21 protein-coding genes are annotated in these 25,736 nt (G+C 68.0%); 11 read left to right on the top strand and 10 right to left on the bottom strand.

Translation table 11 applies throughout. The annotated features are described in order from the left end of the window. Positions 1–26: 26 nt before the first annotated feature. A complete protein-coding gene (locus ACSSVZ_RS12460) occupies positions 27–728 on the bottom strand; it encodes a corrinoid protein (protein WP_453970418.1) in 702 nt (233 codons plus the stop codon). A 290-nt stretch (positions 729–1,018) separates the two neighbouring features. Here ACSSVZ_RS12460 and ACSSVZ_RS12455 point away from each other — a divergent pair, with 290 nt between their 5' ends. Continuing rightward, the gene (locus ACSSVZ_RS12455) at positions 1,019–2,593 is read left to right on the top strand and encodes a trimethylamine methyltransferase family protein (protein WP_453970416.1); all 1,575 of its coding nucleotides are present in this window, start codon (positions 1,019–1,021) and stop codon (positions 2,591–2,593) included. Positions 2,594–2,727: 134 nt separating this feature from the next. Here the strand turns inward: ACSSVZ_RS12455 and ACSSVZ_RS12450 are convergent, their stop codons facing one another. The 5 genes from ACSSVZ_RS12450 to ACSSVZ_RS12430 all read right to left on the bottom strand — a co-directional run bounded on the left by ACSSVZ_RS12450 (position 2,728) and on the right by ACSSVZ_RS12430 (position 8,283). After that, positions 2,728–3,327, bottom strand: a complete 600-nt coding sequence (locus ACSSVZ_RS12450) for an outer membrane protein (protein ID WP_453970414.1) — start codon at positions 3,325–3,327, stop codon at positions 2,728–2,730. A gap of 366 nt (positions 3,328–3,693) precedes the next feature. Next, positions 3,694–4,314 carry an outer membrane protein gene (locus ACSSVZ_RS12445; RefSeq protein WP_453970412.1) on the bottom strand — a complete coding sequence of 207 codons (621 nt, stop codon included), beginning with the start codon at positions 4,312–4,314 and terminating at the stop codon, positions 3,694–3,696. A 341-nt stretch (positions 4,315–4,655) separates the two neighbouring features. Next, on the bottom strand, positions 4,656–7,013 hold the full coding sequence (locus tag ACSSVZ_RS12440; protein WP_453970411.1) for a putative bifunctional diguanylate cyclase/phosphodiesterase: 2,358 nt from the start codon (positions 7,011–7,013) through the stop codon (positions 4,656–4,658). Then, a complete protein-coding gene (locus tag ACSSVZ_RS12435) occupies positions 7,010–7,381 on the bottom strand; it encodes a circadian clock KaiB family protein (RefSeq protein WP_453970409.1) in 372 nt (123 codons plus the stop codon). Before ACSSVZ_RS12435 ends, ACSSVZ_RS12440 begins: the two co-directional genes overlap by 4 nt. A gap of 524 nt (positions 7,382–7,905) precedes the next feature. Beyond that, on the bottom strand, positions 7,906–8,283 hold the full coding sequence (locus ACSSVZ_RS12430; RefSeq protein WP_453970407.1) for a rhodanese-like domain-containing protein: 378 nt from the start codon (positions 8,281–8,283) through the stop codon (positions 7,906–7,908). Positions 8,284–8,453: 170 nt separating this feature from the next. On the opposite strand from ACSSVZ_RS12430, the gene ACSSVZ_RS12425 reads away from it, so the two are divergent. The 6 genes from ACSSVZ_RS12425 (at position 8,454) to ACSSVZ_RS12400 (ending at position 14,403) form a co-directional block, all read left to right on the top strand. After that, positions 8,454–9,356: a hypothetical protein gene (locus ACSSVZ_RS12425; protein WP_453970405.1), complete on the top strand. Its 903-nt coding sequence runs from the start codon at positions 8,454–8,456 to the stop codon at positions 9,354–9,356. Positions 9,357–9,622: 266 nt separating this feature from the next. Continuing rightward, a complete protein-coding gene (locus tag ACSSVZ_RS12420) occupies positions 9,623–10,396 on the top strand; it encodes an ABC transporter ATP-binding protein (protein ID WP_453970404.1) in 774 nt (257 codons plus the stop codon). 10 nt (positions 10,397–10,406) lie between these two features. Beyond that, the gene (locus ACSSVZ_RS12415; protein WP_453970402.1) at positions 10,407–11,111 is read left to right on the top strand and encodes an ABC transporter ATP-binding protein; all 705 of its coding nucleotides are present in this window, start codon (positions 10,407–10,409) and stop codon (positions 11,109–11,111) included. 36 nt (positions 11,112–11,147) lie between these two features. Then, a complete protein-coding gene (locus ACSSVZ_RS12410; protein ID WP_453970400.1) occupies positions 11,148–12,011 on the top strand; it encodes a branched-chain amino acid ABC transporter permease in 864 nt (287 codons plus the stop codon). Positions 12,012–12,048: 37 nt separating this feature from the next. After that, positions 12,049–12,993: a branched-chain amino acid ABC transporter permease gene (locus ACSSVZ_RS12405; RefSeq protein WP_453970398.1), complete on the top strand. Its 945-nt coding sequence runs from the start codon at positions 12,049–12,051 to the stop codon at positions 12,991–12,993. An 18-nt stretch (positions 12,994–13,011) separates the two neighbouring features. Then, complete coding sequence (locus ACSSVZ_RS12400; protein WP_453970396.1) at positions 13,012–14,403, top strand: AmpG family muropeptide MFS transporter; 1,392 nt, start codon at positions 13,012–13,014, stop codon at positions 14,401–14,403. Positions 14,404–14,419: 16 nt separating this feature from the next. Here the strand turns inward: ACSSVZ_RS12400 and ACSSVZ_RS12395 are convergent, their stop codons facing one another. The 3 genes from ACSSVZ_RS12395 to glpK all read right to left on the bottom strand — a co-directional run bounded on the left by ACSSVZ_RS12395 (position 14,420) and on the right by glpK (position 18,269). Then, positions 14,420–15,094 carry a DUF4136 domain-containing protein gene (locus ACSSVZ_RS12395; protein ID WP_453970394.1) on the bottom strand — a complete coding sequence of 225 codons (675 nt, stop codon included), beginning with the start codon at positions 15,092–15,094 and terminating at the stop codon, positions 14,420–14,422. A gap of 131 nt (positions 15,095–15,225) precedes the next feature. Continuing rightward, a complete protein-coding gene (locus ACSSVZ_RS12390) occupies positions 15,226–16,428 on the bottom strand; it encodes an ABC transporter substrate-binding protein (RefSeq protein WP_453970392.1) in 1,203 nt (400 codons plus the stop codon). A 323-nt stretch (positions 16,429–16,751) separates the two neighbouring features. Next, the gene (gene glpK, locus ACSSVZ_RS12385; protein WP_453970390.1) at positions 16,752–18,269 is read right to left on the bottom strand and encodes a glycerol kinase GlpK; all 1,518 of its coding nucleotides are present in this window, start codon (positions 18,267–18,269) and stop codon (positions 16,752–16,754) included. Between the two features lie 328 nt (positions 18,270–18,597). On the opposite strand from glpK, the gene ACSSVZ_RS12380 reads away from it, so the two are divergent. Further along, positions 18,598–20,802 carry an anthranilate synthase component I gene (locus tag ACSSVZ_RS12380; protein WP_453970388.1) on the top strand — a complete coding sequence of 735 codons (2,205 nt, stop codon included), beginning with the start codon at positions 18,598–18,600 and terminating at the stop codon, positions 20,800–20,802. A gap of 362 nt (positions 20,803–21,164) precedes the next feature. Here the strand turns inward: ACSSVZ_RS12380 and ACSSVZ_RS12375 are convergent, their stop codons facing one another. Further along, the gene (locus tag ACSSVZ_RS12375; RefSeq protein ID WP_453970387.1) at positions 21,165–21,809 is read right to left on the bottom strand and encodes a hypothetical protein; all 645 of its coding nucleotides are present in this window, start codon (positions 21,807–21,809) and stop codon (positions 21,165–21,167) included. A gap of 525 nt (positions 21,810–22,334) precedes the next feature. On the opposite strand from ACSSVZ_RS12375, the gene ACSSVZ_RS12370 reads away from it, so the two are divergent. From ACSSVZ_RS12370 to ACSSVZ_RS12360, 3 genes are all read left to right on the top strand, one after another. After that, positions 22,335–23,177, top strand: a complete 843-nt coding sequence (locus ACSSVZ_RS12370; RefSeq protein WP_453970385.1) for a hypothetical protein — start codon at positions 22,335–22,337, stop codon at positions 23,175–23,177. 241 nt (positions 23,178–23,418) lie between these two features. Beyond that, complete coding sequence (locus tag ACSSVZ_RS12365) at positions 23,419–24,510, top strand: tryptophan 2,3-dioxygenase family protein (RefSeq protein ID WP_453970383.1); 1,092 nt, start codon at positions 23,419–23,421, stop codon at positions 24,508–24,510. Beyond that, positions 24,507–25,688, top strand: a complete 1,182-nt coding sequence (locus ACSSVZ_RS12360; RefSeq protein WP_453970382.1) for an aminotransferase class V-fold PLP-dependent enzyme — start codon at positions 24,507–24,509, stop codon at positions 25,686–25,688. The genes ACSSVZ_RS12365 and ACSSVZ_RS12360 overlap by 4 nt, the downstream gene beginning before the upstream one ends. Positions 25,689–25,736: the final 48 nt, after the last annotated feature.

The raw sequence follows: 25,736 nt of genomic DNA, 5'->3' as shown, positions 1-25,736 counted from the left end.
GAGGCCGATCTCTGCGCCGGCCCGCGCTAGTGCGCGGCCACGCGCTGGTTGTGCCGGCGGGCCATCATCTCCTTCGCCGTCTCCACCGCGATTGCCGCGTCGCGGCAGTAGGCGTCGGCGCCGACGGCCAGCCCGAACTCCTCGTTGAGCGGCGCGCCCCCGACCAACACCACGAAGTCGTCGCGGATGCCGCGCTCCTTCATCGTGTCGATGACGACCTTCATGTACGGCATGGTCGTCGTCAGCAGCGCCGACATGCCGAGAATGTCCGGCTTGTGCTCCTCAAGCGCCGCCAGATAGTTCTCGACCGGATTGTTGATGCCGATGTCGATCACCTCGAAGCCGGCGCCCTCGAGCATCATGCCGACGAGGTTCTTGCCGATGTCGTGGATGTCGCCGTTCACCGTGCCGATGACGATCTTGCCGATCTTCGGCGCGTTGGTTTCGGCCAGGCGCGGCCGCAGGATGGTCATCCCGGCCTTCATTGCGTTGGCCGACAGCAGCACCTCGGGGACGAACAGGATGCCGTCGCGGAAATCGATGCCGACGATCCGCATGCCCTCGACCAGCGCCTCGGTCAGGACCCGGTAGGGCGGCCAGCCGCGCGCGAGGAGCAGGTTCACCCCCTCCTCGATCTCGTCCTTCATGCCGTCATAGAGGTCGGCATGCATCTGTTCGACGAGCTCTTCGTCGGAGAGGGAGGCAAGATCGAGTTCGTCGTCGGCCATGGCAACTGCTCCTCGCCCCATCGGGACTACGCATCACCCTCCGGATCTTCCGGATCACGCATCCAGACGTAGCATCCGGCAAGGTGGGCGCCCGTTCCGAAAAGCGACGTCGACCGGCTGCGATTGCGACGCCGGGGGTCGGATCGCGAACGGATCCAGCCGCCTGCGGGCGGACGACTGTTCCGTTGACGGCGGAAGGATGCCGCAACCGGGCATGCCGGACCGCCGCGGCGCGCGCATGCTTGCATCCGAGCCATTGGGATTTCGGTTGCGGACCAAGAGAGCTGGCCATGACAGACATCGTTGAAGAGACCCAAGCCGCCGCCGGCGGATCCGCCCCTGCGCGACGCCGGGGTGGCGGCGGGTCCGCCGCCCGCCGCGCCAACCAGGTGTCGCCGACCGAAGCGCTCACCTTCATCACCCGGCGCCTGCCGCGCTTCGAGGTTCTGGACGAGGACGGCCTCCGGCTGATCGAGGACAACGCCGACACGCTCCTGGAAGAGGTCGGCATCGAGTTCCGCGAGGACGAGGAGGCGCTGGCCATGTGGCGCGATGCCGGTGCCGACGTGACCGGCGAGCGCGTCCGCTTTCCCCGCGGGCTGTGCCGCAAGCTGCTGGAAACGGCACCTGAGGTGTTCACCCAGCACGCCCGCAATCCGGCCCGGTCGGTGACCATCGGCGGGCTCTCGACCGTCTTCGCACCGGTCTACGGTCCGCCCTTCGTCCGCGACCTCGACGGCGGCCGCCGTTACGCGACGCTCGCCGACTTCGAGAATTTCGTGAAGCTCGCCTATGTGGCCCCGGCGATCCACCATTCCGGCGGCACCGTCTGCGAACCGGTCGACCTGCCGGTCAACAAGCGCCACCTGGACATGGTCTATTCCCACATCCGCTGGTCCGATAAGCCGTTCATGGGCTCGGTGACGCATCCGGAACGCGCCGCGGATTCCGTCGAGATGGCGAAGCTGGTGTTCGGGGCGGACTTCGTCGACCAGAACTGCGTCCTCATCAACCTCATCAATGCCAACTCGCCGATGGTCTTCGACGCCACCATGGTCGGCGCGCTCAAGGTCTACGCACGGGCGAACCAGGCGACCGTCATCTCGCCGTTCATCCTGGCCGGCGCCATGTCGCCGGTCACCGTGGCAGGCACCCTGACCCAGATCCTAGCCGAGGCGCTGGTCGGCATGGCGTTCACCCAGCTCTGCCGGCCGGGTGCGCCGGTGGTGTTCGGCACGTTCGCGAGTTCGATCTCGATGCAATCGGGTGCGCCCACCTTCGGCACGCCGGAGCCGGCGCTGGTGCTCTACGGCGCGGCCCAGCTCGCCCGGCGCCTGAAGGTCCCGTTCCGCTCGGGCGGATCGCTGGCGGGGTCCAAGATCGCGGACGCCCAGGCGGCCTACGAGAGTGCGAACACGCTGCTGCCCACCATCATGGCGGGCACCAATTTCGTGCTCCACGCCGCGGGCTGGCTCGAGGGCGGCCTGGTGGCCGGCTACGAGAAATTCGTGATGGATTGCGACCAGTTGGCGATGATGCAGCGCTTCCTGGGCGGCATCGACATCTCGGTCAACGGCCAGGCCATGGACGCCATCCGCGAGGTCGGTCCCGGCAGCCACTATCTCGGCTGCGACCATACCCAGGCCAACTTCAAGAGCGCCTTCTACCGGTCAACCATTGCCGACAACAATTCGTTCGAGCAATGGGAGGCGGACGGTGCGCTGCGCGCCGACGAGCGCGCCAACAAGCTCTGGAAGACGTGGCTCGCCGACTATCAGGCCCCCGAGATCGATCCGGGCGTCGACGAGGCCGTCAGAGCGTTCATCGACCGGAAGAAAGCGTCGATGCCCGACGCATTCGTCTGATCTCCCGCCCGCCCCGGCGGAAGGCCCGAACTGGGCCTTCCGAACTGATCGGGACGGCTGGGGTGCTGTCGGTCAGGCTGTCTCGTCAGGTCGTTGCCAATCGATCAGGTGTGACCACCCGATCGGGAGTGGCTCTAGAAGTAGTAGCTGACGCCGCCGCGGACGACGTTGGTACGGGCGTTCATGTCGACATTGCCGATTGCAGGACCGAGGGCATAGAGCTCGTTGGAATACTCGGTGAAGAGATACTCCGCGCGCACCACGAACTTGCTGGTGATCGCCGCCTCGACGCCACCGCCAACGGTATAGCCGGTGTGGTTGGCCGCATCGGTGTAGCCGGGCGTCTGGGCCCGCATGCGGGCGAAGGCGATACCGCCCGTCAGATAGGGCTGGACGCTGTGCATGAACGGGAACTGGTCGAACGCGATGCCGATGCGGCCGCGGGCAGATCCGGTCCAGTCGATGCGGGCGTTGATGGCCTCGCCGCCGTAGCTGCGGGTCTCGTCGTAGGTCGTGGCGTCGATGTCACCCTCGAGACCGAGGACGAACATCGGCGTGATCATGGTGGCCACACCGGCATGCACACCGCCGGTGAAGGCGTTTTCGTAGATGGATTTCTGGCCGTCGATGTTCGGATCGACCGATCCGGCGAGAACGCCGGCATGGCCACCGAAATAGAAGCCGCTCCAGTCGAAGCGGCTCGGCTCCGGCAGCGGCACAGGTTCTTCAAACACGATATCCGGAAGATCTGCTGCAGTTGCGGCGCCGGTCATCGCGATCGCGATGGCAGCCGCCGACACAATGCGAGAAGCAATCATACTCGTTACACCCCTGATCGTCTCGATACGCCGCCCGTGACAATCGATCTGTTCAATTCACGTAGAAACAGAACCGAATCGATCGAACGCTTTCGTCACGCGGTCAGGAGTGTTTTCGCAGGTAATTTTAAATATTAGGTTTATCAGCTGTTTACCTTAAGGAAATTAACCTTAACGCCTGTAAACCATAATTGTGGCCAACAAAAAAGGCGCCCGTGGGCGCCTTTTCGTCGTCCGACCAGACGGTGCCGCAGCTCGACCGCCGCGGCACCGGATGCTGGATCAGAACTTGTAGGAGACACCGGCGCGAACGACGTTCGACTGCACGTCGATGTCGGTCGTGGTCGGGCCGAACGTGTAGTCCTGGCTGCCGTAGTCGGCATACATGTACTCGAGACGCGCCGTGATGTTCGGCGTGATCATGCCTTCGAGACCGGCACCGACCGTCCAGCCGACGTGGGTGTTGGACTCCTTGAAGGCGCCGGACGTCACGTCGACGTCGGCGAAGGCGACACCACCCGTACCGTAGGCCAGGAACCGGTCGAACGCGAAGCCGGCGCGGCCACGGATGCTGGACGTCCAGTTGATGTTCGCGTTGCCCGCGACACCCGGCTGGAACGTGCCGTCCTCGTCGAACGAGGTGCCGTCCACGTCACCTTCGATACCGACGAGGAACTGCGGCGTGACCATGTAGTTGGCACCGGCGTGGAAGCCGCCGGTGAAGGCACTGCCGTCGGCTCCGTCGGTGCCCGTGAAGTTCGGGTCGACCTTGCCGCCGAGCCAGCCCGCATGCAGACCGAGATAGATACCCGTCCAGTCATAGATCTGGACCGGCGCCGGCTGGATCGGGGCGCTGTAGGTCTCCTGGGGGAGATCTGCCGCGAGGGCCGGAGCTGCGACCATGCACAGGCCCACTCCAGCAATAGCAAATCGACGCAATACCATCATTGTAACCACCTTGCTGACACTCGTTTATTCGGGGCACGAAAGGCTACCCCCGCCGGATCCTTCGTCCGTAGACTGCCGGCTTACGTTCCACGTGAACGCCTGAATTGGGCTTTCGTTTCGCTATCTGGTGACGAGAATGCGGCGAAGGGAGAGGAAACGGGTTGGCAGGGTCAACAAAGGCTTAAGCGTTGCAACGCTGCATCACTCCCGGGGACCAGCGGGCGGGCCGCCGTCGCGCTGGTGCTTGGCGCCCCGGGAACCACGGCCTTCGGCGGCCAGGCTGCCGCGGTCGGAGGTCAGCTGTCGTCGCCCTCCGCTGACACCATCGCCGAAACGCTGGCGCCCCGAGGCAGGGCAGGCTGGTCCCCGCCATGCTCTCCGGATGCCCACTCGTCGAGACGCGCGCAGAGCTGATCCTCGGTCATCGGGCGCGCGAAGTAGTAGCCCTGGGCGAAGTCGCAGCCGACATCGCGCAAGATCTGGCACTGGGCGGCCGTCTCGACGCCCTCTGCGACCACCGAACAGCCCATCTCACGCGCCAGCTCCACGCACATCCGCACGATCTTGACGCTGTAGCTGTCGAACTCGATCTTGCGGATGAACCCCTTGTCGATCTTGATCTCCTGGATCGGATAGTTCTGGAGATAGCTGAGCGACGAGTAGCCGGTCCCGAAATCGTCGATGGCGATCTTAAAGCCCGCGGCGCGGATTTCGGACAGCTGGCCGATCAGCTTGGTCTCGTCGGCGAGCACCGATTCGGTGAGCTCGACGACCAACCGGTTCGGCAGGATGTCGTAGCGGGCGATGGCGGCCTGCAACTGTCTGAGCACCGGCGTGGTGGTGAACTGCGCCCCCGACACGTTGACCGATATCGGGATCGGGGTTGCCGATTTGCCCGCAATCGCTGCGGCGAACTGGGCGGCCCGGTCGATCCCCCAGTCGCCCAGCGCAGCGATGAGCCCGGACTCCTCCGCCAGCGGGATGAACACCGCCGGCGATTGCGGCCCGTAGCTGGCGTGATGCCAGCGCATCAACGCCTCGACCTGGACGATGCGGCCAGACGTCAGGTCGACGATCGGCTGGTAGAGGAAGCTCAGTTCGTCGCGCGAGATCGCGTCGCGCATGCCGGCCACCAGCCGCGCGCGCTGCTCGGTCGCAAGCGCCAGCGCCGGCTCGAAGCGGCAGACGGTGCCGGCTGCGGAGCGCCAGGCGTCGGCCAGCGCGATCTCGGCATTGCGGATCAGCGCGCCCACCTGGGCGCTGTGGATCGTCGTCGCCCACCCGACGGAGATGCCGATGGTGGTCCACCCACCGGCGAGATTGAAGGGCTCCGCCAGCAGCGCCTTCAGCTCCGTGATCTCGCGCTCGCACTCGGCAAGGGTCGGTGCCGTGAACGCATAGGCGAACTCGTTGCCCCCCGTGCGCGCCGTCAGCCGGTCCGACGTCTGGTGCGATCGCAGCCGGCGGGCGAGCGACGACAGCAGCTGGTCGCCGACATCCATGCCGTAGCTCTCGTTGAGCGCGCCCATGCCGCGCACGTTGAGCAGGGCGATCGCCACCATCAGCGTGCCCCGTTCCGACACCAGCTCTTCCAGATCGCGTTCCAGGCCGAGCCGGTTGCGAATCCCGGTCAGCCCGTCCTGGTAGGCGGCCTCCCGCATCTTGTTCAGGCCATCGACCGCCTCGGTGACGTCGTGGGCGACGCCGGCGTAGTGGGTGAGCTTGCCGTCGTCGGAGTGGATCGGCGACAGCGACAGCTCGTTCCAGAACATGGCGCCGTTCTTGCGATAGTTGCGCAGCGTGACGCTGAGCGCGCGCCCCTGGGCGAGCGCATCGCGAATCAACCCGATCGCCGGCTGCTCGTTGTCGGACGCCTGGAGAAACCGGCAGTTGCGGCCGATGACTTCCTGCTCCTCGTAGCCGGTCAGGCGCAGGAAGCCGTCGTTGGCGTAGATGATCGGCTGCTCGTCCAGCCCCATGTCGACCAGCATGACCCCTTCCCGCACGGCATTGAGGGCCTGTTCCTTGAGACTGGGCAGGAGGCGGTAGCTGTTGGTGGCGGCCTCGCGGGCGATGCGGCCGCTGATATCGAAATGGACCCCGTGGATCATCAACAGATTGCCGGCCGAATCGCGCTCGATGACGCCGCGCGCCTCGACGCTGACGTAGCGCCCGTCGGCGAGGCGGAGGCGGTAGACGTTGCGGCAATCGCGTGCGCCGACGGCACAGGCATGCTCGATCGTCGCCATCGCCCGGCCCACGTCGTCGGGGTGAATGTTGGCGAAGGCCGGATACCATCCCGGCTTGCGCGTCTCCGCATAGCCGAGCAGCACGAGCTCCGACGCCGTCACGTAGGCCAGTCCGCTGGCCGGATGATAGGTCCAGGTGCCGATCCGGCCGGCCGCCGTGGCGCGCGCCAGTTCGTCTTCCACGGCCATCGACCGGGTCAGGGCTCCGGCCAGCAGGATCAGCAGCGACACCGCCGGCAGCAGCACGAAGATGACGCCCTCCGCAACCCGCAGCCCCAGCCCGGAATCGCTCTTGGCACTCGCCAGGCCCAGCACGAGCAGCCAGGCGGTTCCCGCCATGAGGGAACAGGACAGCAGCACCGCAGCGAGGAGGATGGAACCGCGCGTCCGTCGAAACAATCTCATTTCCCGGCGTCCAGTGCGTCGCCGGGGCCGGCGGGTTCGGGCGGGATCGTGCGACCGACCCCGTCCAGGAAGCTTCTCAGGAAGCGTTCGAGTTCCGCCCTGTCCTCCAGTTCGCCGATCATCCAGAGCCGCCGCTCCCCGTCGGCGGCCAACAGGGAGGGGGTGGCGACCACGCCGGCTCCCAGCGCCGTGCGCGGCTCGTCGAAGACGTCGATCACCCGCAGATGGTCCCGCAGCGTCTCGTGGGGCTCCAGCGCGCTCCGGAGCGCTTCGCCGGCGCGCACCGAACTCGGATGGTCACCACCGACGAACAGCGTGAGACTCAGCCCCTCGTCGTGGGAAGGCGGTCCCGGGGCGTGTTTGCTCATGGGCTGTCCCCATCCGTCGCATTGCCGTTCCGCGGCGGTTCGGCGCGGGCCGCCTGCGACCTCCGACGGCAGAAGCCGGCGCCATTGCGGCGCGGCTGGGCCAAATCCGGTTCGCAAACGGCAGGCCGCCCTGCCTTGCGCCGCTGCGCCCCGGACGAGGCCATCTTTGCCGTCTTTGCCGCCCGAATCGCAGCCCGACGGCCTGATCCGCCGGGAATCCGGCCGACGCATCCCCTCGACATGCCCCCGGCCAGGGTCGCCTGCTGGCCGGACAAGCCCGTAGCTGCCCTCTGGGATGCCAGGTGAAAGATCGACTTCGCCTCCTTTGGCGGCCGTCCGCACAGGCGATCCTGTCGCGGTCAGTCGAGCAACGTCAAGCTGAGCCCCGCTTGAAATGAACACTCTGAGGTGAAAAAGCGGCCGCCGGCATCATCCGCGCCCACGAATGTGTGGCGCTTCAAGGCTTTCCAGACGGTAAACCCACCCAGCCGCGCGACGCGGGCGGGCGCTCCGGCCGGGCGTCCTCAGGGCTTCGACACGGTGGATCCCGTCGTGGCGTCGATGGCCAGGAACGGCAGCCCGGCGCTCTTCCAGGCGCCGAAGCCCCCGTCCATGTGGGCGAGCCGCGTCATTCCGGCAGCGGCACAGGCCTCCGCGACCTTTCGCGAGCGGATGCCGGACCCGCAATGAAAGACGATGGGTTTTTCCGACTGCCCGGGCAGCTTGTTCGGGTCGAACGACGACAACGGGTACAACAGCGCGCCTTTGATGTGCTCGAAGGCGAATTCCGCCGGGGTGCGGACGTCGATCAGGACGATCTCGTTCCGGTCGAACCGTTCCTTGACCTCCTCGGGGGACAGCACGTCGAGCGTTGCTCCGGCGATCGTTTCGGACTTGGCCATGGTCTTGCCTCCTTGGCTGCCGTGCGGTCTCGTGCACGCACCCCCGTTCTGAGGATCGAGCATAGCCATTTCAAGACATCCCGGACGATGCATCCGTCCGTCAGTCCGCCACAAATCGGGAGGATGGTCGCACCGCCGTCGCCTCCTCCCGGCGACCCGATCCGAGATTCATGCGCTTCATGCCGTTTTCCCGCGACTTCGCCCGGGGCCTTGCCCGCATCTCCGGCGCCCTGCTGCTGGTCGTTGCCGCGTCGGCCTGCGTTCCGCGTGCGCCGGGTGGCTTGCCGTCGGGCGCGTCCGCCTGTCTCGCGCCGGCGCAGGTCACCGACGGCGACGGCGATTTCAGCAGGCACCCGGACCTGTTCGGGCCGGAGCGCTGCGTCAGCCAGGACACGTTCCGCGCCGGCGGACGCGAATGGATCGTGCAGACGGTGCGCAACACCGCCCGCCGCGGCCCGCTCTGGGTGCTGCCCCACGACAACGAGCAGGCCGCGGTCGACACCGCCGTCTATGCGCTCGCCCGCTACGGCGGCACCGCCGTCCTCGTCGAGACCGGCGGCCGGCGCACCAACGGCCCGATCGACCCCAACCGGGCCTTCGACGGTGGCCGGTCGCGCTGCAGCGGCGGAGCGGCCGCCTCCCGCTACATCGCCGCCATGCTGGGCAGCCGGACCCGCCGCGCGCCGGTGATCGCCCTCCACACCAATGCCCCTGGCGTTGCCGGCCGCCGCGGCAGCGGCTCGATCTCGATCAAGGCGCCCGGCAAGGCGGGCAAGGCATTCCCGGGCAGCGGCGCATCCGGCCGCCTCGCCAGCCCGGATTCGCTGGTGATCACCGCCGTCGCCGGCCGGACGGCGCCGGACGCCCGAACCTCCGCGCTGGTCGAGACGCTGACGGCGGCGGGCGTCAACGTGCTGGTGGAAACGACCTCGCCAGCCACCACGGATTGTTCGCTGTCCCACTATGCCGCCCTCAACGGCATCCGGCCCTATGTGAACATCGAGGTCGTCGACGGCGACAGCGCGACCCAGCGCGGGATCCTCGACATCGTGATGAGCGCGCTGGGAGACTGAGCGCGGGTAGAATGATCCGGAGATGGCCGCTCCAGCGGAATGTCCTTCCGAATGTGGCCGCTCCCTGGAGAATTTCTCCTGTCGGGTGGAAACACACAGGTCATCCTCTCCGCGCGCTTGTGTTTCCACCGGAAATTGCGTACCTCACCCGCCGTTCGCCGGGACGGCCGCCCCGTCAAGCGCGAACATCGTTGTGCGGGCTGGACTTGCGGTCCGGACTCCGACACCCTTCCCCTTCCCGCGTCTTCGCTGCCAGGGAGACCTGCTTGATCCGGATCGAGGACGTTTCGCTTTCCTTCGGCGGAATCCATGCCGTCGACGGATGCTCCTTCGACGTCGTTGAAGGCTCGATCACCGGCCTGATCGGGCCGAACGGCGCGGGAAAGTCGACGCTCTTCAACATCGTGGCCGGCGTGCTGAAGCCCGACAGCGGCCGCATCCTGTTCGACGGCGACGACATCACCGGACTGCCGCCCCACGTGTTGTTCCATCGCGGCCTGGTGCGCACGTTCCAGATTCCGCACGAATTCTACCGCATGACGGTGCGCGAGAACCTGATGATCGTGCCCCCGCGGCAGAGCGGCGAGAGCCTGTTCAGATCCTGGTTCAGCTGGGGCGCCGTCAAGCGGCAGGACGGCGACATCGCCGACAAGGTCGACGAGGTGCTCGCCTTCCTGAACATCGCCCACGTCGCCGACGAACTGGCCGGCAACCTGTCCGGCGGGCAGAAGAAGCTGCTCGACCTCGGCCGCACCATGATGACCGATGCCCGGGTGGTGCTGCTCGACGAGCCCGGCGCCGGCGTCAACCGCACGCTGCTGGGCGCGATCACCACCGCCATCCGGCGCCTCAACGAGGAACGCGGCTACACGTTCTGCCTGATCGAGCACGACATGGACGTGATCGCGGAGCTCTGCGATCCGATCATCGTGATGGCCCAGGGCTCGGTCCTGACCCGTGGTTCGATGGCCGACATTCGCGCCAACCCCGCCGTCCGGGAGGCCTATCTCGGCCATCCCGAGACCGCCGAGACCGGCTGAGGCGCACGACATGGCACTTCTCGACGCGACGGACGTGACCGGCGGCTATGGCGGCGCCGACATCCTCTGCGGCCTGAACCTGAAGGTGGAGGACAAGGAGGTCGTGGTCATCGTCGGGCCAAACGGCGCCGGCAAGTCGACCTTCATGAAGGCGGTGTTCGGGCTGGTCACCGTCCGCGCCGGCTCGATCACGCTCTCAGGCGCCGACATCACCAACCGCAAGCCGGAGGACATCGTCGGCCGCGGCATCTGCTACGTGCCGCAGGAACGCAACGTCTTCCCGTCTATGAGCGTCCAGGAAAACCTGGAAATGGGCGCCTTCATCCGGACCGACGACTGGCGCCCGCAGATGCAGCGCATCTACGAGCTGTTTCCCCGGCTTGCCGAACGCAAGCGCCAACCGGTCGGACAGATGTCCGGCGGCGAGCGCCAGATGGTGGCCATGGGCCGCGCGCTGATGCTGGAGCCGAAGCTGCTGCTGCTCGACGAACCGACCGCCGGGCTGTCGCCCAAGTTCATCGACGAGACCTTCCGGCAGGTGAAGCGCGTCAATGCCCTCGGCGTCGGCATCCTGATGGTCGAGCAGAACGCCAAGCAGGCGCTGGCCATCGCCGACCGAGGCTACGTGTTTGCCAGCGGCCAGAACCGGTTCGAGGACACCGGCCGCGGCCTGCTGGAAAATAAAGAAATCGCGGAGATGTTCCTTGGCGGCTGACACCGCGAGGCAACCAGAGACGATGGATCCACGCCCGTGACCGATGTCCTGCAACTCGTCGTCTACGGTATCGTGACCGGCTCGATCCTGGCGCTCGGCGCCATCGGCGTCTCGCTGGTGTTCTCGATCCTGCGCTTCGCCCACTTCGCCCACGGCGACGTGATGACGGTGGGGGCCTACGGCGCGCTCGTCGGGGTGACGCTCACTGGCATCTCGCCGATCCTCGCCATTCCATTTGCGATCGTCTTTTCCGTCGCCGTCGCGCTCGCCGCCGAGGTGCTGCTCTACCGCCCGCTGAGGTCCAGCCACCCTATCATCCTGCTCATCTCGTCCTTCGGCGTGGCCCTCATCCTGCGCAGCGCCATCCAGTTGTTTGCCGGCCCGTCGCCGCAGGTCTTCAAGTCCGGCATCCAGATGCCGATCCGCTACGCCGGCATCGTCATTCGCCCCGATCATTTCTGGATCGTCGGCGGCACGATCGTGATCATCCTGGCGCTACACCTGTTCCTCTCGCGCTCGAAGTTCGGCAAGGCGATGCGCGCCATGTCCGACAACATGGACCTGGCACGGATCTCCGGCATTCCCGCCTACCGCATGATCCTGATCACCTGGGTCATCGCCGCGGCGCTCGCCGCCGTCGCCGGCGTGTTCCTCGGCATGGACACGCGGCTTCACCCGGTGATGGGCTGGCGCCTGCTCCTGCCGATCTTCGCCGCCGCCATCCTCGGCGGCATCGGCCGGCCCTATGGCGCCATCGCCGGCGGCCTCATCATCGGCATCTCCATGGAACTGTCGACCATGGTGATCGACCCCGGCTACAAACACGCCGTGGCGTTCGCGCTGCTGGTGCTGATGCTGATCGTGCGCCCGACGGGTATCTTCAAGGGGACGTCGCTATGACCCGTTCGCCCCTTCCCTTCTTGAGCGGAGACGCGTCATGGAGTTGAGCGGCCTCGCCGGCTACCTCGTCTTCTTCCTGTCGACGGTCTCGATCTACGCGATCCTCGCCCTCGGGCTGAACGTGCAGTGGGGCCTGACCGGCCAGATCAACATCGGCATCGCCGGGTTCTATGCCATCGGCGCCTACACCACGGCGATCCTGACCGGCGGCGCCAATCCCGAGCATGTCGGCGGCTTCGGCCTGCCGTTCCTGGCGGGCGCGGCCGCGGCCATCGTGCTGTCCGGCGTCATCGCGCTCCTGATCGGCATGATCACGGTCAACCTCAGGTCCGACTATCTGGCGATCGCCACCATCGGCATCGCCGAGATCATCCGCTTCTTCTTCCAGAACGAGCAGTGGCTCTCCCACGGCGTGCGCGGCATCGCCGACATTCCCCGCCCGTTCACCGACGGCAAGGAGTCCGGCCTGGTCTTCCTCGCCGTCGTGCTGGTCAGCCTGGGGCTCGTCTATTTCCTCGTCGAGCGTGCCCGCCTGGCCCCCTGGGGACGCGTGCTGCGCGCGATCCGCGACAACGAGGACGCGACGGCCGCCGCCGGCAAGAACGTGCGCCTCTTCCGCCTGCAGGCGTTCGTGTTCGGCTCCGCCATCATGGGATTTGCGGGCGCGCTCTACGCCCACTTCATTGGCTTCATTTCGCCCGATGCCTTCGAGCCGGTGTTCGCCACCTTCATCGTCTGGGTGATGCTGATCGCCGGCGGCAGCGGCAACAACAAGGGTGCCCTTCTCGGCTCCATCGTCGTCTGGCTGGTCTGGTCGGGCACCGAGACGCTGGCCAGCCGGCTGCCGCCCGAATACGCCACCCAGGCGAGTTCGGCCCGCGTGCTGCTCGTCGGCGTGCTGCTGCAGGTGGTGCTGCTGACCCGGCCCCAGGGCATGCTGCCGGAGGAAAGGCCGAAGCCGATTGCCCGTCGCAAGACATAAGGGACGGCGGTGCCGACGATGACCCAGGACGCGCCGGCGGAGGAGCCGCCGGCCTCGCGCACGGCCCGGTTCAGGGCCGCACTTGCGGTGTTCCTGAAGCCACGCGTGCTGATCGTCCTGTTCCTTGGCTTCGCGTCGGGCCTGCCGCTGGCGCTGTCGGGCTCGACGCTGGCGCTGCGCATGGCCGACCAGGGCGTGGATCTCTCCACCATCGGCCTGTTCTCGCTTGCGGGCATTCCCTACACCATCAAGTTCCTCTGGGCGCCGATCGTCGACGCCACCCGGGTGCCGATCCTGTCGCGCCTGCTTGGCCGGCGGCGCGGCTGGCTGATCTTCTCCCAGCTGCTGCTGATCGCCGCCATCCTCTATCTCGGCTGGCTCGACCCGACACTGGCGCCATGGGCGGTGGCGTTCGGTGCCGTGCTGGTCGCCATCGCCTCGGCGACCCAGGACATCGTCATCGACGCGTTCCGCGTGGAAAGCCTTCCCGACGAGGAGCAGGCGGCCGGCATGGCGTGGTTCGTCTCCGCCTACCGGGTCGGCATGCTGGCCTCCACCGCCGGCGCGGCGCTGCTGGTCGCAGCCCTGCAGCTGGAGGGGTATGGCCTGGCAGATGCCTGGGGCTGGGCCTACGCCGGCATGGCCGGGCTCGTGCTGATCGGCATGGTGACGACGCTGGTGGCCACCGAGCCGGGCCGGGAGCCTGCGGAAGCGCCGGTGCGCCCGGGCGAGGCCCATCTGGGCGAGATCCCCGCTCCCGAGCAGAACCCGTTGCTGCGCGTCGCCACCACCGCCTATGCGGCGTTCCACGAGTTCCTGACCCGCCAGGACGCGCTGGCGATCCTGCTGTTCGTGGTGCTTTACAAGTTCTGCGACGCCTTCGCGGGCGTGATGACGGCGCCGTTCGTGATCGACATCGGATTCTCCAAGGCGGCCTATGCGGGCATCGTCAAGGGCGTCGGCTTCGGCGCGGCGCTGCTCGGCGGCTTTGCCGGCGGGGCCATGGCGAAGGCGCTCCCCATGTACCGGGCGCTGTGGATCGCCGGGCTGCTGCAGATGGCGTCGAACCTCGTCTTCTCCTGGCAGGCGATGATCGGGCCGGAGGTCTGGGCGCTGTCGGTGACCATCGCCGTGGAGAACTTCACCGGTGGCCTCGGGACGGTGGTGTTCGTCGCCTACATCTCCAGCCTGTGCACCGATGCCCGCCACACGGCCACCCAGTACGCCCTGCTGGCGGCCCTGTCGGCGGTCGGCCGGACGGTGCTGGCGGCCACCTCCGGCTATGCCGCCGAGGCGGTGGGCTGGATCGTTTTCTTCGCCGTCACGGCGCTTGCCGCGATCCCGGGCCTGGCGCTGCTGTGGTGGCTCGGGCGGCGCGGACATTTCCGCGCCGCGACGCCCCCCTCCTGACCGGAGCCGCCTTCCATCAGCAGCTGTCGGCCTGCGGCAGCGTGATCGTTCCGGACACGCCGAGCGGAAACTGCTTGAGCGCGGCGCGAACGATCGGCTCCGCCACCGGGGCGAACAGCCCGCAGGCGCCGCGGCTGACCGCCCTTGCCTGGAACACCTGCTTGCCGAGGCGCGTGTCGATCATGTCGATGGACACCGAGCGGGTGAAGACGGTCTCCGTGCGCAGCGCCGTGGTGTAGCCGACGACGCCGATCTGCGGCCCGCCCCAGCCCCAGTAGGGCCCCGGCCCGCCGAAATAGACACCGCCACCCCAGCCCGGCCCGTAGAAGCCCGGCCCGGGCCCGTACCAGCCGGGGCCGTAGCCCACGTAGCCCCACTGGGGGATGAGATAGGGGGTGGTGACGCGCTCGCCCTGGTCGACGGCGAAGCCGAAGAAGGCGACGAGACGCGCCTGCTTGCGGGTCGCCACCCGGGTGTAGCCCCGCTCCGCCAGGACCTGCGCGACCAGCGCGGCATTCGCCTGCCAGGCGAGCGACGATCCGTCCATGCCCTTGTAGGGGGCGATGTACACCGTCTTCGGTTGGATGTCGGCCGGGATGACCGAATAGGCGTCCACCTGGGTGCGCACCTGCATGCACCCGGCCAAAAGCGCGATGGCCGCGGCCACGGCCAGCAAACGGAAAGGTCGCATGGGTCCCTCGTCCCGAACTCGCCGCGCGCGGAAGCGCGCGCACGCCACGAAAAAGGCGCGGCCCCGTCCGGGTCCGCGCCTCTGTTGTCTCAGGCAAATCGCCAGGTGTGAAGCCCGGCTGTCGCGCAGGACTAGTTCAGCTTGATCAGTCCGCCTTCGACGATCTTGCCGTCCTCGAAGGACCACATGCCGATGGTGCCCGGCACGTCGCCGTTGTCGTCGAAGTCCTGGGAACCGGCAGCGCCTTCGTAGTTGATGTCCGTGCCGGCCTTCAGCAGTTCGACGGCCTTGGCGTAGTCGCCCGGGCCGACCTTCTCGCCGGGAGGATTGGCGACCTCGCGGAGCGCGTTGCGGATGGCCGTGCGGTCGTTCGAGCCGGCCTTCACGGCGGCCAGCGCGATCAGCATTGTCGCATCATAGGCGGTGTCGATGTACGGCAGCGGCGGGATTTCGCCGTTCTTCGCCTTGTAGGCATCCTGGAACTTGGTCAGGCCGTCGCTCTCCGGCGACTGCGGGACCGAGCCGTAGGACCCGTTCATGTAGTCGGCACCGATCTGCTCGATGACCTCGGGGGCCTTCATGCCGTCGGTGAAGATGAACTTGTCGAAATAGCCGCCTTCGAGCGACTGCTTCAGGATCACCGTGCCGTTTTCCGGATAGGCGACCAGCAGGAGCGCTTCGGCGTCACCGGTCTTGGCGCGCTGCAGTTCGCCGCGATACGAGGCCTGGCCGGCCTCGAACGGGATCGACTCGGTCACCGTGCCGTTCATGCCCTGATAGGCCTTCGCGAACGCATCGGCGAGGCCCTGTCCGTAGGCGTTGTTCACGTAGATGATCGAGACGTTCTTCACGCCCTTTTCCGTCACCAGCTTGGCCAGCGCGATGCCCTGGAAGGCGTCGGACGGCACGGTGCGGAACAGGAAGTCGTTGTCCTTCAGCGTCGTGATGGTCGGCGACGTCGAGGCGCTGGTGATCTGCAGAACGCCCTCGCGGCTGGTGATCGAGGTGGCGACCGGAATGGTCACGCCCGAGGACAGCGCGCCGACGATGGCATTGACGCCTTCGACGTTGACGAGCTTCTGGGCGGCGTCGACGCCGGCCTGCGGGTTGGTCTGGGTATCGGCCACGACGATCTCGACCTTGCCGCCCCCGGCATTGATCTCCTCGGCGGCGAGCTGGATGCCGCTGAGGTCCGCCTCGCCGTAGGCCGACAGGTCGCCCGTCATCGGCATCAGTGCGCCGATCTTCAGGTCCTGAGCAGACGCCGGGCCGGCGAAGGCGGCCGCGGCGAACGCGACGACGGACGCGGCCGTCATCCAACGATTGATTGCCATGTAACACTCCCTCCTGATGTGGTCGGGTTGCCAACCGCAAGCCTTGAGCAGCCCCTTGGCGGTTGCACGGGTCCGACCGAGTGTACCGACATTACTAGCCGATCGTGGTGCGCTTCGAAAGGGCATGCGGCGGCCTTCGCTGCCGCCCGGGGGTGAAGGTAAGACATTCCCGACGCATCGTTTTCGGGCTGCGCACAGACGCGGTGCGCGCGCGCCGGCTGCGCGATTCCGCGCGTTGTTGCGCGTTTCCGCGCGCGGCCGCCCCTGCAACCTTGCGTTTTCGCGCGCAACGGGCGGGCGCCCATGCGGTCATGCGCACCCCGTCATCCCGATGCGGACGGGTTGCGGCCGGCCCCTTCGCTGAGGGTCCGCCGGACGGCCGTCTTCCAGCCGGCGACGCGCCGCTCGCGTTCCTGCGAGCCCATCTCCGGTTCGAAGCGCCGGTCCCGGGCCCACATGCGGGCAAACCCCTCTTCGTCCGGCCAGACGCCGGCGGCCTGGCCGGCCAGCCAGGCCGCACCGAGCGCCGTCGTCTCGGGAATCGTCGGCCGGTCGACCGGGGCGGCGAGCAGGTCGGCGAGGCGCTGCATGGTCCAGTCGCTCACCGCCATGCCGCCGTCAACGCGGAGCACGGTGGCCTCGCCGCCCGCATAGTCCTCGCGCATCGCCGCGTAGAGATCGCCGGTCTGGTAGCAGACCGCCTCCAGCGCGGCGCGGGCGAGCTCGGCCGGCCCGGTTCCCCGCGTGAGGCCATAGATCGCGCCGCGCGCCTCGGGGTCCCACCACGGCGCGCCGAGGCCGGTGAAGGCCGGCACCATGTAGACCTCCTGATCGTCGTCGGCGCGGGCGGCGAGCGGACCCGCTTCCGAGGCGGAACCGATCAGGCCGAGCCCGTCGCGCAGCCACTGCACCGTGGAGCCGGCGGCGAAGATCGCGCCCTCGAGGGCGTAGCGGGTCTCGCCGCCACGCCGCACGGCGACGGTGGTCAGCAGCCGGTTGGAGGAGACCACCGGCTCGTTGCCGGTGACCAGAAGCACGAACGCGCCGGTGCCGTAGGTGGCCTTCATCATGCCCGGCCGGAAGCAGGCCTGCCCGAGCGTCGCCGCCTGCTGGTCGCCGGCGACGCCGCGGATCGGAATCGCCGCGCCGAGGAGGTCGGGATCGGTGGTGCCGAAATCGCCGTCGCTGTCGCGCACCGCCGGCAGCATCGCCATCGGCACCCGGAACAGGGCGCACAGCTCCTCGTCCCAGCGGTTGCGGCGGATGTCGTAGAGCATGGTGCGCGAGGCGTTGGTGGCGTCGGTGGCGTGCACCCTGCCGCCGGTGAGCTGCCAGACCAGCCAGCAGTCGACCGTTCCGAAGGCGAGCCGGCCGGCCTCCGCGGCCTGCCGCGCGCCGTCGACGTGGTCGAGCAGCCAGGCGATCTTGGTGGCGGAGAAGTAGGGATCGATGATCAGCCCGGTGCGCTCGGTGACCAGCGGCTGGGCGCCCTCCGCCTTCAGGTCCTCGCACGCTTTGCTGGTCCGCCGGTCCTGCCAAACGATGGCGCGTGCGATGGGACGGCCGGTCTCGCGGTCCCAGACGAGCGTCGTCTCGCGCTGGTTGGTGATGCCGATCGCCGCCACCGCGTCGGCCTTAGTCCGCGTCTTGGCGAGCACGTCGCGGGCCGTGCGCAGCGTCGTCTCCCAGATCAGCGCCGGGTCGTGCTCGACCCAGCCCGCACGCGGATAGGCCTGGGCGAACTCCTCCTGGGCGATGGCCGCGACCCAGGTGGGCCCGGAAAACAGCATCGCCCGGCTCGAGGTCGTTCCCTGGTCGATGGCGAGGATCGGATCCGCCATGGGCATTCTCCCAAAACGCTTTTTTTCGATTCTTGGGAGCGAACCCTATCAGGGCCGGGCGGTTCCGCCAGTCCGATGGCGACCACGGTCCGAACAGAAAGGCCGCGCCCCATGTCATTTCCCCGTTGCCAGCCGCGCGGAGGTTGCGTAACGCTAGCGCCCATGATGGTCGGGTCTTTCCTCCTCCTCACCGCGCGCTGGTGGCGCGTCGCTTCATTGGCGGCGCGGTAGGGGACGTATACCCAATCGACTGTGCCGCCCGGGACCGACCGGCGGCAACAGGTGTCAACCGTCCCCGTTCGTTCCCCGTTCACCGGGAGCTTCGACGATGCGGACGACTGCAGAAACCCTCTACACCACGGCCGGCGGCATCTCCGTCCGGCGCATCAGCCGCGAGATCGCCTACGCGGACGCGACCGCGTCGTGGATCGCCCGTCTCGACGCCGAGCGCGGCGCCGTGTTCTCGTCAACCTACGAGTATCCCGGCCGCTACACGCGCTGGGACTTCGCGCTCGTCAATCCGCCCGTCGCCATCGAGGCGACCGGCTACGGCGTGACCATCTCGGCGCTGAACGGGCGCGGGCGGGTGCTGCTGCCGGCCTTTTCGGCCGCCGTGGCGGATCTCGATTACGTCGCCGACCGGACCACCGAGGCAGACCGCATCACGCTGCGGGTGGTGCCGTCGGAGGCCACGTTCACCGAGGAAGAGCGCAGCCGGCAACCGTCGGTGTTCGGCGTGGTGCGCGCCCTGATCGCCCATTTCGCCAGCCACGAGGACGACAAGCTCGGGCTTGCCGGCGCCTTCGGCTACGACCTCGTCTACCAGTTCGAGCCGGTTGAGAAGCAGGTGCCGCGCGAGGCCGGCCAACGCGACCTGGTGCTGTATTTTCCCGACGAGATCCTGGTGGTCGACCACTACGGGCGCAAGGCGACCGTCTACGCCTATGACTTCACCGTCGACGGCCAGGCGACCGACGGAATCGAACGCGGCGGCGAACGGCGCCCCTATGCGCCGGATCTCGACGCCGCGCCCGAAGGCGACCACAAGCCGGGCGAATACGCCCAGACGGTCGCCAAGGCGTTCGGCCCGTTCGCCCGCGGCGAACTGTTCGAGGTGGTGCCGAGCCAGGTGTTCCGGGAGCCGTGCGCAGCATCGCCGGCCGCCGTCAGCCGCCGCCTGACCGACATCAACCCGAGCCCCTACGGCTTCCTCATCAACCTGGGCCACGGGGAGTACGTGGTCGGCGCCTCGCCGGAAATGTTCGTGCGCGTCACCGGCAAGCGCGTCGAGACTTGTCCGATCTCCGGCACCATCGCCCGCGGTCGCGACGCCATTGAGGACGAGGCCCAGATCCGCCGCCTGCTCAATTCCGAGAAGGACGAGACGGAGCTGACCATGTGCTCCGACGTCGACCGCAACGACAAGAGCCGCGTCTGCGTGCCGGGCAGCGTGCGCGTGCTCGCCCGCCGGCAGATCGAGCTCTATTCCCGGCTGATCCATACCGTCGACCACATCGAGGGGACGCTGCTGGACGACCGCGACGCGCTGGACGCCTTCCTCTCCCACGCCTGGGCAGTGACGGTGACCGGTGCGCCGAAGCCGTGGGCGATGCGCTTCATCGAGGCGCACGAGCGCAGCCCGCGCTTCTGGTACGGCGGCGCCGTCGGCCTGCTCAACTTCAACGGCGACATGAACACCGGCCTGACGCTCCGCACCGTGCGCATCAAGGACGGGGTCGCCGAAGTGCGCGCCGGGGCCACGGTGCTCGCCGATTCCGAACCCGAGGCCGAGGAGCGCGAGACCGAGCTCAAGGCCTCGGCGATGATCGCCGCGATCCGCACCGCCGGCAGCAACGCAGGCGGTGCGATCCCGACGGCGGCACGGGCCGCCCCTCCGACGCGGCGGGTGCTGCTGGTCGACCACGAGGATTCGTTCGTCCACACGCTGGCCAACTACCTGCGCCAGGCGGGAGCGGAGGTGACGACCATGCGCGGCCCGATCACCGATGCCGACATCGATCGCCTGGCTCCGGAGATGGTGGTGCTGTCGCCTGGGCCGGGCCGGCCATCGGACTTCGACTGCGCCGCCAGCATCGCCACCGCCCGCCGCCACGCGCTGCCGATCTTCGGCGTCTGCCTGGGACTGCAAGCGCTGGTGGAGGCGTTCGGCGGCAGCCTTCGCCAGCTCGACGTGCCGGTGCACGGGAAGAGCTCGCGGGTGACGAGAACCGCCCCGACGCCGCTGTTCGAGGGCCTGCCGGAGAGCTTCCCGGTCGGGCGCTACCACTCGCTGGTCGCCAACCCGACCGACCTGCCGGCCGACCTTGTGGTGACGGCCACCAGCGACGACGGGTCGATCATGGCGATCCAGCACGCCATCGAGCCCGTGGCCGCCGTACAGTTCCACCCGGAATCGATCATGATGCTCGGCCAAGACCTGGGGTTAAATATAATCCGAAATGCAATCACTAATATTACCGCGCATGACAGCGTTAATTCCTCGCAACTTGTAATTAACGCGCGAACGCGATGAATAATTTATAGTTAACATTCAGGATAATATTTGTTAATCAAGAATAAATATTGGAACATTGTCAGGATTTTTAAATTTCTTCCAGCAAGCCGACTGATTTTCACCAACTTCTGGGAGAAATTATGCAATTTCCAAAAATGGTCGCAGCTGCAAGCTGCGCCACAGTGGCTCTGTGCGCGTTCATGACCGGGCCGGTTCCCGCCCTCGCGGAAGCTCCGGCCAGCATTCACCTGGGGGCTCAGCCCCTGCATATTGCAGGCTCCGGAGCCACGGCGGGAGCCGGCCTTGCGTTCGGTGGCCCTGCAGCGCCAGGGCGGGCCGCCACGGAATTCCAGATCGCCACGGGAACCGGCAGCAGCGGGTCAGGTGGCGGCGATTCCGGCGGCGGTGGCCACTCCGGTGGTGGCGGTAACTCCGGCGGCGGCGGCCATTCCGGCGGCGGCGGCCATTCCGGTGGTGGTGGCCACTCCGGTGGCGGCGGCCATTCCGGCGGCGGCGGCCATTCCGGTGGCGGCGGCCATTCCGGCGGCGGCGGCCATTCCGGTGGCGGCGGCCATTCCGGCGGCGGCGGCCATTCCGGTGGTGGTGGCCACTCCGGTGGCGGTGGCCACTCCGGTGGCGGCGGCGATTCTGGCGGCGGTGGCCACTCCGGTGGTGGCGGCGATTCCGGCGGCGGCGGCCACTCCGGTGGTGGCGGTAACTCCGGCGGCGGCGGCCACTCCGGTGGTGGCGGTAACTCCGGCGGCGGCGGCCATTCCGGTGGTGGCGGCCACTCCGGTGGCGGCGGCGATTCCGGCGGCGGTGGCCACTCCGGTGGTGGCGGTAACTCCGGTGGTGGCGGTAACTCCGGCGGCGGCGGCCATTCCGGTGGTGGTGGCCACTCCGGTGGCGGCGGCGATTCCGGCGGCGGTGGCCACTCCGGTGGTGGCGGTAACTCCGGCGGCGGCGGCCATTCCGGTGGTGGTGGCCACTCCGGTGGCAGTGGCGACTCCGGTGGTGGCGATCATGGCGGTCAACACGCAGAGGACCGCGACAACGGAGGGAGCTTCGGCTTCTCCAGCCACGGCAGCCAGACTCAGACGTCGCCCTCATCGGGCTCGAACGTGAACCGCTTCAACAATCGTGAGCAGTATGATCGCGAGCGGTGCCTCGATGTTCTGAACAACCTGGAAGACTATCCGAAGCAGGATCGCGACTATTGCGCTCTGCGCGTCCAGGAGTAGTTCAATGGATCGTGGCCCGTCCGGCCACGATCCGCCAGATCCAATCATCGTCGGAAAGGACCCGTGGACGGCACCCCCGTTCACGGGTCTTTTTTCGTTCCGGCAGCCCGCCTCGGCACACGCATCCAACCTGTTGCGAAAATGGCGGAAATGCGCGCCGGGGCCGGCCCCGGCGCGTACGCAATGATTGTAGACGGCTAAGGGTTTCAGTCATGGATGGTTGAAATGCATCCTCAGATTCTCGGGAACAAGTCGCCACAACCCCGCATTACTCCCTCGATGCACATCGTAACTTTGGAGGAGAGTGAGATGCGACAGCTCGGAAATCACCTGATGACAGGCTGTGCCGTGGCGGCGTTCTGCGCCGTGATGATGGTGTCGGGAACGGAGGTCCGCGCGCAGGGCGTCGGCGGCACCGGAGGAGGCGGTGTCGGGGTCGGCGTGGGCGCCGATGTCGGCGGCGTCGGGGTCGGCGCAGGTGTCGGCATCGGTGGCGGAAGCGGCGTGGATGCCGGCGTGGGGGCGACGGCTGGCGGTGCGGATGGTGTGGATGCCGGCGCCGGTGCGTCCGCCGGTGGCGGACAGGGCGTCGACGCCGGTGCGGGCGCATCGGTCGGTGGCGCCGACGGTGCCAACGCCGGTGTGGGGGCAAGCGTTGGCGGCGGAACCGGCGTCGATGCCGGTGCCGGCGCATCCGTCGGCGGTGGCGGTGGCGTCAATGCCGGGGCTGGTGCATCGGTCGGCGGCGGTACGGGCGTTGACGCTGGCGTCGGCGCTTCGGTCGGCGGCGGCAGCGGTGTGAATGCCGGGGTCGGCGCTTCGGTCGGCGGCACGGGTGGAACCAACGCCGGCGGGGGCACCGGCGGGACGCCGGGCGGTGGCGCCGGAGGCGGAACCGCAGGCGGGGGCACCGGACAGGCGACAGCTGGAACGACGCCCGGGGCGACCGGTCTCGACGGCTCGGCCGGATCGAACGTGACAGGCGCCAGCACCGGCTCCATCACCTCGCAGGAGGTGTCTGCCCGGCTGGGCGCCATGTCGCAGACCGAACGCGAAGCGCTGATGACCAAGTGCCAGGACGTTCTGTCCAACCCGGCGCGCTTCGACGATTCGGTGGCCGAGCTCTGCATGCTGGCCAACGAGCTGCAGTAGATTGCGCCTGCCCCGTCCGCGAGAGCCGTCGGGGCAGCTAGCCTTACAGACCGCGTCGGGCACCTGTGCCCGGCGCGGTTTTGCGTGGGAAGACGCGCGGCGACCCCTCGTCCCGCCCCACGCCCGGAGCATCCCCCGCCTGCCGCCTCGGCCGAGGCCGGCTCCGCAAACATTTTAAGCTTAAAGCGTCTCGTCAGGTCGGATAGTCTCGGGGTCGACACCCCGAACCCAGGTGAGCACCATGGCATCTCCCACCGGAACCGAGATCGGCTACGCCGACTATCTGAGCCTCGACCGGATCCTGAACGCTCAGGACCTGCAGAGCGTCAAGGTCGGGCGGGAAGCCCACGACGAGATGCTCTTCATCATCATCCACCAGACCTACGAGCTGTGGTTCAAGCAGATCCTGCACGAGCTCGACCGGGTCCAGGCGAACTTCTCCCATGCCCCCATCGACGACTGGCGGATGGGCCAGATCCTGCACTCGCTGCTGCGGGTGAACGAGATCATGAAGCTGCTGGTCAACCAGATCGACGTACTGGAGACCATGACCTCCCAGGACTTCCTGGAATTCCGCGACCTGCTCACCTCCGGCTCGGGCTTCCAGTCGCTGCAGTTCCGCCTCGTCGAGACGCGCCTCGGCCTCGGCCCGAACCAGCGGATGCTGTATGACGGAACCGGCGTCCACAGCCGGCTGAAGCCGGAGGAAAGCAAGCTGCTGGGCGCGGCGGAGAGCCATCCGTCGCTGATCGAGCAGCTCGACGCGTGGCTGGCGCGCACCCCCTTCGTGAAGGCCGGCAGCTTCGCCTTCTCCGAGGCCTATCGCGCGGCCGTGCTCGATTTCCTGACCAAGGACATCCGTACGCTGCGCGCCAACGAAGGCCTCGACGAGGAGCAGCGGGAAGCCGAGGCCCGGGCGCTGGAAAAGGCCAAGGAATCCTTCAAGGCGCTGTTCGAGCCGGAGGCCCACCAGGGGGCGTGGCGGATGTCGCCGAAGGCCGTGCAGGCGGCGCTGTTCATCACCGTCTACAACGACCGCCCGGTGCTGCACGTGCCGAGCCGCATCTTCCAGACGCTGATGGACATCGACGAGACGATGACGCTGTGGCGCTACCGCCACGCGCTGATGGTGCAGCGGATGATCGGCGTGAAGATCGGCACCGGCGGCTCGTCGGGCCACGACTATCTGCGCCAGACCGCCGAGAAGCACAAAATCTTCACCGACCTCTTCCACCTGTCGACCTACCTCATTCCGCGATCGGCGCTGCCGGCGCTGCCGCGCGAGGTCGAGCGGATGATGCAGTTCGTCTATTCCGAGGAGCCGGCGGAATGAGCCTGGACCTCACCGCCCACTTCAGCCGCTTTCTGGACGCCGACCCCGACCGCCTGCACCTGGCCGCCCACAGCCATCATTTCTGGCCGGACGCCAGCGAAAAGGGCCAGCACCGCGCCTGGTCCGACGCCGCGCTCCACGTCGACCAGAAATGGGCCACCGTGTTCGGCGAGGTGGTCCCGGCGGTGCAGCGGGGCATCGCGGAGCGGCTGTCGCTGCCCGACCCGGCGACCATCGCGTTCGCGCCCAACACCCACGAGTTCGTCAAGCGGCTGCTGTCGTGCTTCCCCGCCGACCGGCCCGTCCGCATCCTCGCCAGCGACGCCGAGTTCCATTCCTTCTCCCGCCAGATCGCGCGGCTGGAGGAGGCGGGTCTCGTCGTCGTCGACCGGGTGCCGGCCGAGCCGTTCGCGGGCTTCACCGAGCGGCTGGCGGCGGCCGCCGCGGTGCGGCCCCACGACCTGGTGTTCGTCAGCCACGTGTTCTTCTCGTCGGGCGCGATCGGTCCGGACATCGCGGCGCTCGCTGCCGCCGTGCCCGATCCGGAGACGTTCATCGTCGTCGACGGCTATCACGGCTTCATGGCGGTGCCGACCGATCTCTCGGCGGTGGCCGATCGGATCTTCTATCTCGCGGGCGGCTACAAATACGCCATGAGCGGCGAAGGCTGCTGCTTCCTCCATTGCCCGCCGGGCTATGGCGAGCGGCCGCGCGACACCGGCTGGTACGCGGCGTTTTCCGCGCTCGAGCGGTCAGACGGGGGGGTGCCCTACTCCACCGACGGCAACCGCTTCTTCGGCTCCACCTTCGATCCGAGCGGGCTCTACCGGATGCGCGCGGTGTTCGCGTGGATGGACGGGATCGGGCTGACCGTGCCGGCGATCCACGCCCACGTGCTCGGCCTGCAGGACCGGTTCCTGGGCGGCGTGGCGGCGGCGGGGATCGCGCTGCTGAGCGATGCGCGGCTGGTGACGCCGGTCGGAGCCGGCGTCGAGCGCGGCCATTTCCTGACCTTCGAGACGCCGCGGGCGGCCGATCTTCACACGCGGCTGCTGGACGCCGGCGTGGTCACCGACGTGCGCGGCGACCGGCTCCGCTTCGGCTTCGGCTGCTATCACACCGAGGCCGTCATCGACCGGGCGCTCATGCGGATCGAGGAGACGCTTGCGGCCGCATGAGCCGGCCCAATGCCTTTTTCGCAGCCGGCCCGGCAAACCGTCGGCAGC

This window comes from Amorphus sp. MBR-141 (assembly GCF_053628695.1).
Note: the sequence above shows the minus strand (reverse complement) of the source record. Positions and strands in the feature narration are given on the sequence as shown.